7 protein-coding genes and 1 tRNA gene are annotated in these 12,442 nt (G+C 66.8%); 6 read left to right on the forward strand and 2 right to left on the reverse strand.

Features of this window, described 5'->3' with window-relative positions; all coding sequences use genetic code 11:
- The first annotated feature begins 67 nt into the window (after positions 1-67).
- Together WDM94_05525 and WDM94_05530 are read left to right on the forward strand one after the other, a co-directional pair.
- The gene (locus WDM94_05525) at positions 68-2,026 is read left to right on the forward strand and encodes an acetoacetate--CoA ligase (GenBank protein MEJ0012086.1); all 1,959 of its coding nucleotides are present in this window, start codon (positions 68-70) and stop codon (positions 2,024-2,026) included.
- A 201-nt stretch (positions 2,027-2,227) separates the two neighbouring features.
- Positions 2,228-3,784 (forward strand): TadE/TadG family type IV pilus assembly protein, encoded by a 1,557-nt coding sequence (locus tag WDM94_05530; GenBank protein ID MEJ0012087.1) that lies wholly within the window; start codon positions 2,228-2,230, stop codon positions 3,782-3,784.
- A gap of 420 nt (positions 3,785-4,204) precedes the next feature.
- Here WDM94_05530 and WDM94_05535 read toward each other — a convergent pair whose 3' ends face one another.
- Complete coding sequence (locus WDM94_05535; GenBank protein MEJ0012088.1) at positions 4,205-7,333, reverse strand: ATP-binding protein; 3,129 nt, start codon at positions 7,331-7,333, stop codon at positions 4,205-4,207.
- A 210-nt stretch (positions 7,334-7,543) separates the two neighbouring features.
- Between WDM94_05535 and WDM94_05540 the strand changes: the two genes are divergently transcribed.
- The 4 genes from WDM94_05540 to WDM94_05555 all read left to right on the forward strand — a co-directional run bounded on the left by WDM94_05540 (position 7,544) and on the right by WDM94_05555 (position 9,768).
- On the forward strand, positions 7,544-7,921 hold the full coding sequence (locus WDM94_05540) for a phasin family protein (GenBank protein MEJ0012089.1): 378 nt from the start codon (positions 7,544-7,546) through the stop codon (positions 7,919-7,921).
- Between the two features lie 252 nt (positions 7,922-8,173).
- Positions 8,174-8,671: a phasin gene (locus WDM94_05545; GenBank protein ID MEJ0012090.1), complete on the forward strand. Its 498-nt coding sequence runs from the start codon at positions 8,174-8,176 to the stop codon at positions 8,669-8,671.
- Positions 8,672-8,804: 133 nt separating this feature from the next.
- Positions 8,805-8,886: transfer RNA gene (locus WDM94_05550), tRNA-Asp, on the forward strand.
- Positions 8,887-8,985: 99 nt separating this feature from the next.
- Positions 8,986-9,768, forward strand: coding sequence for an IclR family transcriptional regulator C-terminal domain-containing protein (locus WDM94_05555; GenBank protein ID MEJ0012091.1), 783 nt, complete (start codon positions 8,986-8,988; stop codon positions 9,766-9,768).
- 4 nt (positions 9,769-9,772) lie between these two features.
- Here the strand turns inward: WDM94_05555 and WDM94_05560 are convergent, their stop codons facing one another.
- The gene (locus WDM94_05560) at positions 9,773-12,352 is read right to left on the reverse strand and encodes a 2-oxoglutarate dehydrogenase E1 component (GenBank protein ID MEJ0012092.1); all 2,580 of its coding nucleotides are present in this window, start codon (positions 12,350-12,352) and stop codon (positions 9,773-9,775) included.
- Between the last annotated feature and the right edge of the window lie 90 nt (positions 12,353-12,442).

Genomic DNA, 12,442 nt, shown 5'->3' on the forward strand with positions numbered 1-12,442 from the left:
CGGTGACAGGGACGCGCCGGGACGCTATTCGAAAAGAACGTGGAGAGACGAGGCCCCTGAAGACCCGATGAGACCGGACGAACCCCTGTGGCGCCCCGCGCCCGCTGTCGTGGCGAAACTTCCGCTGACGGCGTTTGCCGCCGAGGCGGCGAAACGCGCCGGCCGCGCCTTGCCCGGCTATGCCGCCCTCCACGCCTGGTCGGTGGACGACCGGGCAGGGTTCTGGGACCTCGTCTGGGATTTCGCCGGCGTCATCGGCGACAAGGGCGAGCGCCGCCTAGTCGATGGCGACAAGATGCCCGGCGCGCAATTCTTCCCCGACGCCAAGCTGAACTACGCCGAGAATTGCCTGCGCCGCCGCGACGAGAGCGAGGCGATCGTCTTCCGCGGCGAGGACGGCCTCACCCGCCGCCTGTCGTGGCGCCAGCTTCATGAGCAGGTGTCGCGCCTGCAGCAGTCGCTGGCCAACGCCGGCGTTGGCGCCGGCGACCGCGTCGCCGCCTACCTGCCCAACATCCCGGAAGCCATCGTCGCGATGCTGGCGACCGCCTCGCTCGGCGCCGTCTGGTCGTCGGCCTCGCCCGATTTCGGCGTCGATGGCGTCGTCGATCGCTTTGGCCAAATCCAGCCGAAAGTTTTCATCGCCGTCGATGGCTACCGCTATGCCGGCAAGGAGATCGACCTCGCCGACAAGGTCCGCGCCATCGTCCCGAGGTTAGGCGGCGTGACCCGCACCATCGTCGTGCCGCTGCTCGGCCGCGCCGATGCGCTCGCCGCCGCGCTGCCCGAGGCGCTGACCTGGGAGAATGCGCTGGCGCCGTTCGCGCCGAAGCCCGTCGCCTTCACGCGCCTGCCGTTTGCGCATCCGCTGTTCATCCTGTTCTCGTCAGGCACCACCGGCATCCCGAAGTGCATCGTCCACTCCGCCGGCGGCACGCTGCTCCAGCACCTCAAGGAGCACCGCCTGCATTCTTCGATCGGGGAAGGCGACCGCGTCTTCTATTTCACGACCCTCGGCTGGATGATGTGGAACTGGCTGGCGACGGCGCTGGCCTCCGGCGCCACCCTGATGCTCTACGACGGCTCGCCCTTCCACCCCGGCCCCGAGACGCTGTTCCAGTACGCCGCCGACGAGCAGTGCACCTTCTTCGGCACCTCGGCGAAATACATCGACGCGGTGAAGAAGGAGAACTACCGCCCGGCCGATCGCCACGACCTGGCGAAGCTGCGCACCATCGCCTCGACCGGCTCGCCGCTCGCCGCCGAGAGTTTCGATTTCGTCTACGACGCCATCAAGCGCGACGTGCATCTCGCCTCGATCTCGGGCGGCACCGACATCGTCTCCTGCTTCGTCCTCGGCGTCCCGACGCTGCCGGTGTGGCGCGGCGAGATCCAGGGTCCGGGTCTCGGCATGGCCATCGACGTCTACGACAGCGACGGCAGGCCGATCCACGGCGACAAGGGCGAGCTGGTCTGCACGCGGAGCTTCCCGTCGATGCCGGTGTCCTTCTGGAACGACGCCGACGGCGCCAAGTACCGCGCCGCCTACTTCGAACGCTTCCCCGGCATCTGGTGCCATGGCGACTTCGCCGAATGGACGTCGCACGGCGGCATCGTCATCCACGGCCGCTCCGACGCGACGCTGAATCCCGGCGGCGTCCGCATCGGCACCGGCGAGATCTATCGCCAGGTCGAGCAGATTCCCGAGGTCGTCGAGGCGCTGGCCATCGGCCAGGATTTCGGCGGCGACGTGCGCATCGTGCTGTTCGTGCGTCTGGCGGCGGGCGCCATCCTCGACGCCGCGCTGCTCGGCAGGATCAAGACCAAGATCCGCACCGGCGCCAGCCCGCGGCACGTGCCGGCCAAGGTCATCGCCGTCGCCGATATCCCGCGCACCAAGTCCGGCAAGATCGTCGAACTGGCGGTGCGCGAGGTCGTCCACGGCCGCCCGGTGAAGAACGTCGAGGCGCTCGCCAACCCCTCGGCGCTCGAGCATTTCCGCAACCTCACGGCGCTCGCCGATTAGTTACCCGGCCAAGTATTAATGGTAAACAGATGGTAAAGGCAACCGTATAAACCAGGCCGTATTAGCCAATATTACAGATCATCTTAGAACAATTGCCGCGACGTTGTTATTCTCCGCTTAACCCGGTTTGACGCGAGTTCGCATCAAACCTGCAGCATCGACGGCGCCAACTCTGGCGCGACTTTGCGGAGCGGCAGTCTCATGGCGTTGTTCAACCGATTCCTGCGCGACCAGCGCGCCAACGTGGCGACGCTGTTCGCCGTCGCGATCATCCCGCTCATCGGCTCGGTCGGCATGGCCATCGACTACAGCCGGTTTGCCCAGGAGCGTACCCGATTGGGCGACGCCCTCGACGCCGCCGTCCTCGCGGTGGGCAGCCAGCCCAAGATGAGCGACACCCAGGCCTTCGACACCGTCAACGGCTGGATCGCCGCGCACATGAAATCCGATCCCTACGTGCTCGATTCGGTGGTGCAGAACGGCGAGGGGGTCACCGGCAAGGCCCATGTCGACGTACCGATGACGCTGTCGCACGTCCTCGGCGTCGACCACCTGACCGCCGACGTTGTCAGTCAGGTGGAGCGCACGCTCGGCAAGGTCGAGCTGGTGATGGTGCTCGACAACACCGGCTCGATGGCCGGCACCAAGATCGCGACGCTGATCACCGCCGCCAACAAGCTGGTCGACTCGCTCTCCGCCGCCGCCAAGGACCCGGCCAGCCTGCGCATCGGCCTCGTGCCGTTCTCGCAGACCGTCAGCGTCGGCCCGACCTATCAGAACGCCCCGTGGCTCGACGCCGCCGGCAAGTCCGCTTCGGCGAAGAGCCTGTTCCTCGGCCAGACGGTCAACCGCTTCGATCTGTTCAAGAAGCTCGGCAAGACCTGGGGCGGCTGCGTCGAGACGCGCGCCATGCCCTACGAGGCGACCGAGACCTACGACACCGGGGTTCCCGACTCGCTCTACGTGCCGTACTTCGCGCCCGACGAGCCCGGCAACCGCGGCGTCGCGCCCTACAGCAATAGCTACATCAACGACACCGCCGTTGCCGCGATCGCCAAGTCGCTGAATGTCGCGATCCTCAAGAAAGACGAATGGAAGTACCAGCAGGGCGACGTCCTGAAATACGCCGCCGGCGGCGCGCAGCAGACCGGCAAGACCAGCTTCGGCTACCAGTACGGCCCGAACTCCGGCTGCGAGATCGCGCCGCTCCAGCGCCTGACCTCCGACACCGGCGCGGTCAAGAAGGCGATCAACGCCATGATCGCGCAGGGCAACACCGACATTCCCGCCGGCCTCGAGTGGGGCTGGAACGTGCTGTCGCCGACCGGTCCCTTCGCCGACGGCAAGCCCTACGGCGACGGCGAGTGGACCAAGGTCGTCGTGCTGATGACCGACGGCAACAACGAGAACAACGAAGGCAACTCGAACGACCAGTCCTATTACTCGGGCGCCGGCTACATCTGGCAGGGCCGTATGGGCGTGACGGCGGCCGACAAGCCGACGCGCACCAAGCTCCGCGACGACCGCCTCGCCGCGCTCTGCGCCAACATCAAGGGCGCCGGCAAGACCGACCCGCGAGACACGGACAACGTCACGATCTACACGATCCGCGTCGAGGTGAAGAACGGCTCGAGCCAGGTGCTGCAGAAGTGCGCCAGCGACGCGAAGAAGTTCTACGACGTCCAGAACGTCAACCAGCTCGTCTCGGTCTTCCAGGACATCGGCGGCTCGATCCAGAAGCTGCGCATCGCGATGTAGGGGAGGGGCCACCTCCGCTCCGCTTGAGCCCTCCCCATGCGGCAGGGCCAAAACCGCAAAGCGGTTTTGGGGAGGGGTGCGCTTCAGCGCGGCTAGCCTCCCGGAAACGTGCGGAGGAGAAACACCCCTCCCCAAACGGCCTTCGGCCGTTTGACCCTCCCACAAGGGGAGGGTTCACTTCGTTGCACGAGCTGGACTCCGCTTGTTGAACCCTCCCCCTGTGGGAGGGTCAAAATCGCGAAGCGATTTTGGGGAGGGGTGTCTCTCCTCCCCACCAGCTGTCATCCTTCGGCGGCGCGAAGCGCCGACCGGAGGACCACTCTCGATGTTCACGTCTCGCTTTTGGCGGCGCACTAGCTGCGACCGGTCCTCCGGTCGAGGCCTTCAGCCTCGCCGAAGGATGACAGAGGAGGGGAGGCGCTACCCCGCCAGAACCCGCGTCGTCGGAAACGTGATCCTGACCAGCGTCCCCTGATTGACCGCCGAGTCGATCGCGAATGTCGCCCGGTTCGCCTCGACCAGCGCCTTGGTCAGCGGCAGGCCCAGCCCGGTGCCATGATCGCGGTCCTCCTTCGCGGCCGACACCTGGCGGAACGGCTTCATCGCCGTCTCGATGTCCTTCTCGCTCATGCCGATGCCGGTGTCGCGCACGCGCACCGTCACCTCGCCGGTCGCCTCCAGCGACGACGATACGATCACCTGACCGCCGGCGCGCGTGAACTTCACCGCGTTCGACATCACGTTGAGCAGGATCTGGCGGAACGAGCGCTGGTCGGCGACCACGTTCGGCACGTCGGCGCCGAGCGAGGTGCGGATGATGATGCGCTCGCGGTTCGCCTGCGGCTGCATCAGCGCGACGCATTCCTGGATCGCGGCGTTGACCGGCACCGACTCGAACGTCAGGTCGACCTTGCCCGCCTCGATCTTGGAAAGGTCGAGGAGGTCGTTGATGAGGCTGAGCAGATGGTCGCCCGACACGTGGATGTCGTGCAGGTACGAGCGATAGCGCTCGTTACCGATCGGCCCGAACTTCTCGCCCATCATCACTTCCGAGAAGCCGATGATGGCGTTGAGCGGCGTGCGGATTTCGTGGCTGATCTTGGCGAGGAAATCCGATTTCTGCGCGTTGGCCGCTTCCGCCCCGCGCCGCGCCTGGATCAATTCCGCCTCGACGTTCTTCCAATGCGTCATGTCGCGGAGCACCGCCGCGAATTTGTCCGACCCGCCGATCCGCCCCATCGTCATGAACAGCGGGATCAGCCCGCCCGCCGGCACGCGGCCGATGACGTCGCGCCCGTCGTTGAGCACGCTGGCGACGCCGTTCTGCGCAAGCCCGTCGAGATAGTCGAGCGCCGCTTTCTGGCTTTCGTCGGCGATGAGGTCGGTGAAGTAGCGCCCGGCGTAGTCGCTGGCCTCGATGCCAAACAGCGCCTCCGCCGCGCGGTTGAGGCTCCCGATCCGCCCGTGTGCGTCGATGACGATGACGCCATCGGTGGCAGTGTCGAGGATCGCCGATAGTTCGTCCGCCCGCGCCTCGCTGCGCGCCAGCTCGAGCGTCAGCGCGTCCTCGTCCGGCGTCGCGCGCGCCGGCACGGTGCCGAGCGACAGCATCAGCGCCGTCGCGCCGCCCCACGTCACCGCGTGCAGCCACGCCGTCACCGGCACCGTTGCCCCGTCGCGCCGCCGCGCCTTCAGCTTGCCGCCGGCCTCCGCGATGCTGCCGGCCATGCCGCTGCTGCCGGGAAAGATCGCGTCCGCGCCGCCCGCCGCGACGAACGCGTCGTACGAGTCGTAGCCGAGCAGGTCGAGCAGCGTCCGGTTGGCGAACAGCGTCTTGCGATCGCGGAACACCGCGATGCCGACCGGCAGCTTGTCCAGCAGCCGCGTATCGATGTCGCTCGCCGGCGCCTTCTGGATTTCCTTGCGGGCAGGGGCCGCGGCCGCTGCTTCCTCCGCCGCCGCGATCTCCTCGGCATGGCGCACGCCGAGCGCCTCGGCGATCCGCCGGAACGCATCGCGCTCGGTCCCCGTCAGCCGCTCCACCGGCCCGCGCCCCGCCGCCGCGCCCGGCAGCCGCACGATGTTGGAGGCCGGCGCGGGCGGCGCCCGCTCGACGGCCGGCGCGCCGCGCGACCTCCGATGCACATGCCCGCGCTCGATGGAATGCTGTGCCGCCTCGTCCGGATCGTGCTGCGCCCGCGGGTGTTCCAGCTCGGCCGCGGCAGCGCGCGCGTCTTCAACAATCTCCGCCGGCGTCGCCGGCTCAACCGGGGCAGGGGCGGGCACCTGAACAGGCACCGCCAGCCCGGCCTTGTCGGCCCGTGTGTCCGGCGCCCGCTGATCCGGCCGTATCGCCCCGAACCCGCGATACCCTTTGGCGGAGCGCGAGGCCGCCAGCGTCACCGCCACCGTCTCGCCGCCACCGGCCGGCCACGCCACGGTGCCGCTGAACGGCGCCGCGGGCGCAAACCCGAAAGCCCGGGCGACGTCGCTCCACCGATGTCCGACGACAGCGCCGTTCTCCACGCCGACGACCGAGGCGAACTCCGGCGAAACAAACGTGAACCGCTCCTCCAGATCCGCCTCGAACACGAACTGCACCACGCGCGGGGCAACCACCGGAGCCTCCGGCTCCGCGGCCGGCGCCGTCGTCTCCGGCTCAACGGAAGTAACCGCAGTCGGCTCTGCCTCTCGCTCATCCCCGCGAAAGCGGGGACCCAGGTCGGAGGTATCCGCCGACGGCTCGGCCGCGACCTCATCTCGAGCGGCAACCGAAAAATCCTCCTCCGGAAACATCAGCTCCGCCGATGCCTCCGCCCCCGCGGCATCGGCCGGCGCCGCGGCCATAACCTCCGCCGGAGCCGGCAACTCCGCCGCGACAACCGGAGCCATTCCGGCCCGCGCCGACTCCAGCGGCCCCGTGATGACGAGAAACAACGTCCGCCCATCGGCAACGAACCGCACCGCCCCCGTGTGGCGCGCCCCGCCGCGCACGTCGATGTCCCGCCGCGCAACTTCGCCGCCACGCGCCGCGTCGATCACCGCGTCGAGCGACAGCGCCTCGATCCCATCGGACCCGGCGACAACCTTCCGCTCCGCCGTCACCACCGCCGCAAGACAATCGTTCGCCGCGATCGCGTCGGCGAGCCGCTCCGCCCGCGCGCCGAGCGAGCCGCCCGCGCCGCCGCCCATCGCCACCGCCAGCACCGCCCGCGATCCGTCGGCGAGATTGAGCCGCCGGCACGCCGCGGCAATCGTCGCGACGCTGACGCCTTGCCCAAACCGCAGCATCTCGAGCCGCGCCGTGTCGCTGGGCAGCAGCCGCGACAGCCGCGCCATCTGCGCCGTCAGCGGATTGAGATCGGAGAACCGCACCTTGAGCGCATCGCCGATGCCGCGCGCCCCGATCAGCGCCGCGCCGGCGGCGTTGGCATAGAGCAGCTGCGTGCCGTCGGCGGCGAAGACGAACGCCGGCCGCGGATCGAGCAAAGTTTCGCCGACCGCGGGGAGGGCGGTGATGTCGAGATAGGATGTGGTCTTCCCGTCCATGCCCACGCCGTCCCAATATGTCCGTCTGTCCGCCTTCGCTTGACCGGCGAAGGCGGGGAACGGCGGCGGCCCCTCATCCCTGTCCCAAGAGATACAGTGTGCCCCCGGCCGGGTCCACGCGCCTGCCGCCAGCCATTTCCATGCACGGTTAACCGCCGAAGGGCTATGCTCCTGCGGGGGTTATCAGATCGTACAGGGAGGCCGACCGCCATGCAGCCGACACGCTTCGAAATCCCCCAGCAAATGCGCGACCTTGCCGAGAAAACCGTCGAGCAGGCCCGCAGCGCCTTCGAGCAGGTGCTGGACGCGACCCAGAAGGCGGTCGCCCAGGCCGCCGACTCCCCGTTCACGCTGGGCGAAGGCGCCGCCGATCTCTCCCGCCAGTCGCTGGCCTATCTCGAGGAAAACATCGCCGCCTCCTTCGATCTCGCCCGGCGCCTGGCCCAGGCGCGGACGCTGGAAGAAGTCACGGCCCTCCAGCAGGAATTCGTCCAGCGCCAGATGATGGCCGCCGCCGAACAGTCGAAGACGCTGGGCACAATGGCCAGCCGCGTGGCGACAGAGACAGTGAAGAAGCCAAGGAAGTAGCACCGGCGTCACCCTCCGTTCCGCTTTCCCCGCGCAGGCGGGGACCCCGGAGTCTCATCCAGCACGTCGTTGGCACTCGGCACTTGAGCCTCGCTTGCGCGGGGAACGCGGAGTTGGCCGCACTCAAATCCGCTCAAATCCCCGCAAAATGGTGCAACGCAAAATAAATGTTGCAACGCACCATTTGCTCGCCTATATCCTCCTCATAGAAATCGCGCAGGCGGTCCGCCTGCCTTCCGTTTGAGGATTGTCATGACCACAACCGCCAGCACCAAGAAGGCCGCCAAGGCCGCGACTGCCCCGTTCACGAATGGCACCGCGTTCGATGCTTTCGGCTTCCCGACCCCGACCTTCGAGGTCCCCGCCGCCGTCCGCGAGTTCGCCGAGAAGTCGGTGACCCAGGCCCGCGACGCGTACGCCACCCTCAAGACTTCGGCCGATGAAGCCACCGCCCTCGTCGAGAAGACGGTCGAGACCGCCCGCGCCGGCACTTATGCCATCGGCATGAAGGCCGTCGATGCCGCCAAGTCGAACAGCGACGCCTCGTTCTCCTTTGCCCGCGAGTTGTTCGGCGCGAAGTCGATGACCGATGTGATCGAGCTGCAGAGCACCTTTGCCCGCAAGCAGTTCGATGCCTTCACCACGCAGTTCCGCGAATTCCAGGCGCTGACCGAGAAGCTCGTCACCGACACCACCAAGCCGGTGACCGACAAGGTCCAGAAGACCTTCAAGGAAATGAAGGTCGCCTAACCCGCTTCCTCCCGAGAGAAACTTAAAGGCCCGGCGCGCCAGCGTTCCGGGCCTTTTCTTTTGCTTGGGCCACCGAAGGGGCAGTCGGGCGGGGCTTGAACGCTGCGCGCGATCCGCCTAGTTTCCGCCCGCCAAAGCAGTGCAGCTTTAGCTCAGTTGGTAGAGCGGCGGATTGTCGATCCGCAGGTCGTTGGTCGGTCCAATCAGCTTTGCCAGTCTCGCCCCTGCGAACCGCATTTCTTTGGTTGCCGCGATGCAAGTTTCCGCAAAGGTCGGAGCGGTGAGCCGCCTCGGAAAATTGGCGAAGGGGCTTGATGCCGTCCTTTGAGCCGGTGCGGGCAATCCTTCGTGGCTTCGAGGTCCTGCGCATCGTGAGCGAGCGCGGCCCGTTGCCGGTCGCCAGCATCGTCAAGCACGTCTCGCTGCCGCAGCCGACGGTGATCCGGATTCTCGAGACGCTGGTCGCGGCCGGATACGTTTACAAAATCCCCGAGACTTCGATGTTCGGTGTTGCGGCCCGGGCAAAGGCGCTGAGCAGCGGCTACGACGCGAAGTCGCGCCTCGTGCAGATCGCCGAGCCGCTCATCGAGGATCTGCGCACGCGCATCGGATGGCCCTCGAACCTCGCCACGTTCGAGCGCGACGCCATGACCATCACGTTCACCAACCGTAGCCTGCACGGCTTCTCCATTCCGAGCCGCCTCGGGGCGCGCATTCCGCTTCTGGCGACCGGCGTCGGCCGGGTCTATCTCGCCGGACTGGGCGCGCCGGAGCTCGAAGCGCTTCTCGCCCGGCTGCGAAAGTCCAAGGATCGCTGGGACAACCGGCGCGACCTCCACAGTTCTATTCAGGCGACCCTGCGTCAGGTCCGGCGCAACGGATACGCTCTCGCCGACGAAGGCTACCTGGATACGGTGTATCAGTCGCAGATCTGGGCAGTGGCCGTTCCCATCCTCGTCGACGGAAAGTTCGTCGCCGGTATCAGCAGCCTCGTTCTGCATTCCGTGGGCGACCGGGAAGAGGTGCTGACCACGATTCTTCCCGAGCTCCGCAAGACCGCCTCCAAAATTGCGTCGCAGCTCGGCGCCGAAGTTTAGTCGGCTAAAGAGTCAAAGCTTCGGCAAGGAGCCTGTGGCGTTCCTGTTCGTGCCGGGCGTGGTCGCCGACGGCGGGCGAGCCCGCTGCCGGACGTCCGACATGCCGGATTTGCCGGCCGACCGCGCTTTCGAGCGCGCTTCTCAGAACCAAAAACGCGCCCATGTTGGCGGGCTCTTCCTCGCACCACAAAAGCTCCGCTCCCGGATGCGGCGCAATTGCGGCCCGGACGTCGTCACCGGCGAGCGGATAGAGTTGCTCGACGCGCACGAGGGCGATCTCGTTTTGCAATTCTCGGCGCCCGCGCTCTTCCCATAGTTCGAAATATATCTTCCCCGAGCAGAGGATCACGCGGCGCGCGCCGGTGACATTTTCGGCGAGCACGCTGCGAAAGCCGGTGCCGGGGCCGAGTTCCTCGAGCGTCGATACGCAGCTTCTCGATCGCAGCAGCATTTTCGGTGCGAGCAGTGCCAGAGGCTTGCGAAACCGACGCAGCATTTGCCGGCGCAGAAGGTGGAAGTACTGCGCCGGCGTGGAGGCGTTGATGACCTCCATGTTGCCGTTGGCGCAGGCGTTCAGCAGCCGCTCCGGCCGGGCCGTCGAATGATCCGGACCGCCCCCGTCGAGCCCGTGCGGCAGCAGCAGCACGAGGCCGGATGAGCGCAGCCATCGCTCCTCGCCGCAGGCGATGAACTGATCCATCACCGCCTGGGCGATATTCAGGAAGTCGCCGAACTGCGCTTCCCAGCACACCAGCGTATTCGGCGAGGCCAGCGAATAGCCGTACTCGAAGGCAACGACGGAATATTCCGCCAGCGGCGTGTTGAAGACGCCGACCTCGCCCCGGCCGTCTTGCGATGGAGGCAAGACGGGATGTCGCCTGCCGTTGTTCTGGTCGTGCACGACGAAATGGCGGTGGGCGAAAGCACCACGCACCGTGTCCTGCCCGCCAAGCCGGACCGAGAAACCTTCATCGGCGAGCGTGGCAAAGGCCAGTGCTTCCGCAGTCGCCCACGTGATGCCGCGGCCCTGCTCGATGCTTTGGCGGCGATCCTCGAGGAAGCGCACGACTTTCGGGTCAATCGCGAAACCATCGGGCAATGTCGTGAGCGATCGGCCGGCTTCCCGAAGCGCGGCGAGAGAAACGCCCGTCGGCGTGAAAGACGTCAGCTCCTTCTCGCTGCCGCGATGGAAGCCGCTCCAATGGTCGGCGAAGGCGGTGACCGTGTTGCTTACCCCCGCAGCCGCCGCCTTGGCCTCCTCAGCGATGTGCTCGGCATAGTCGCCTGACCGGTCGGAAAGTCCCTCGACGCGACCGTCTTTTGCAACGTGTTCTGCGTACAAGGTTGCGACCGACGCCCGCTGGTCGACCGCCGCATAGAGGAGCGGCTGCGTGAAGCGGGGCTCGTCGAGTTCGTTGTGCCCGCGCCTTCGATACGTCTGGAAATCGACGACGATATCGCTGCGAAACCTGGCCCTGTATTCGGCCGCGACGTTTGCCGCCCTGAATACGGCATCGGGGTCGTCGCCGTTTACGTGGATTACCGGGATGCCGTACGCCTTGGCGATATCCGTGCAGTAATGCGTTGAGCGCCCTTCGTCCGGATCGGTCGTGAAACCGATGTTGTTGTTGAGCACGAGGTGTATGGCGCCGCCCACGGTGAACGGCGGCAGCGCCGATAGCTGGAGCATTTCCGAGATGACGCCCTGTCCGGCAAACGCTGCGTCGGTGTGCATGACGAGCGGCAGCACGGCGTCGGCTTCCTTCGCCAGCCGGTCCTGCAGGCCCCGCGTCTTTCCCAAGGCGACGGGGGCAACGATGGATAGGTGTGACGGATGGGGAAGGATGGAAAGATGGACTCTTCGCCCGTCGATAAGCCGATCGGTGGAATATCCGTTGTGGTAGGGAACGTCCGCGGCAAACGGCAAGCCGTCGAACGCCTGCAGCGTTTGACCGGTCAGCTCGGCGATGATCTCCCTCACGGGCTTCATCATCAGGTGAGCGAGGATGTTCAGCCGTCCGCGATGCATGCCGCCGATGACGACGTTTCCGACGCCCAGCGATGCCGACGTGCGAACGATTGTCTCGCAGAGGACGAGATAGCCTTCCGCGCCTTCCAGCCCGAAGCGTTTTTCGCCGGGAAAGCGCAGTTGCAGCCCGCGCTCGAATTTCTCCGCCCGCGTCAGGAGATCGAGAATGAATGCCTGCTCCGCCCCGCTCGGACCTCCGCGCAGGCTTTCCGCCTGCAGCGCGATCCATGTGCGGCGCTGCGCATCCTCGACATGCATGAACTCCCATCCGATCGAGCCGGAATAGGCGGCCGCCAGCGGATGGTCCTGTCCGGCCGGCGGTGGCTCCGGCGGGCCGGCAAAGGACCTCAGCAGAGCGAAGCGATGCCCGTGCGTCCTCCAGAACGTCGCCTTGTCCGTGCCGGCGCGCGCGAATTCCTCCAGCAACGCCGCGAATTCTTTTGCGACGTCGCGCGGAACCGCATGCGGATCGTCGATGAACCGTCGATAGAGATCGTCCAGAAAACCCGGATCGCCGGCTCCCAGGAAATCTCGCTGGCGCAGTTGTGATGTCATTCTTCGCTACCGCGCTGGACGCTTTCTTTCGCCGTGCAGGGTTTCTTGTCGACGAGCCCGCGGGACGGGATCGAAATTGACAGTGCCATG

Source organism: Bauldia sp. (assembly GCA_037200845.1).
GTDB lineage: Bacteria > Pseudomonadota > Alphaproteobacteria > Rhizobiales > Kaistiaceae > DASZQY01.

Bases quoted from the DNA above. Each gene is read 5' to 3' on its own strand.
- WDM94_05525 (MEJ0012086.1), top strand. From the start codon at position 68: ATGAGACCGGACGAACCCCTGTGGCGCCCCGCGCCCGCTGTCGTGGCG.
- WDM94_05530 (MEJ0012087.1), top strand. From the start codon at position 2,228: ATGGCGTTGTTCAACCGATTCCTGCGCGACCAGCGCGCCAACGTGGCG.
- WDM94_05535 (MEJ0012088.1), bottom strand. From the start codon at position 7,333: ATGGACGGGAAGACCACATCCTATCTCGACATCACCGCCCTCCCCGCG.
- WDM94_05540 (MEJ0012089.1), top strand. From the start codon at position 7,544: ATGCAGCCGACACGCTTCGAAATCCCCCAGCAAATGCGCGACCTTGCC.
- WDM94_05545 (MEJ0012090.1), top strand. From the start codon at position 8,174: ATGACCACAACCGCCAGCACCAAGAAGGCCGCCAAGGCCGCGACTGCC.
- WDM94_05555 (MEJ0012091.1), top strand. From the start codon at position 8,986: ATGCCGTCCTTTGAGCCGGTGCGGGCAATCCTTCGTGGCTTCGAGGTC.
- WDM94_05560 (MEJ0012092.1), bottom strand. From the start codon at position 12,352: ATGACATCACAACTGCGCCAGCGAGATTTCCTGGGAGCCGGCGATCCG.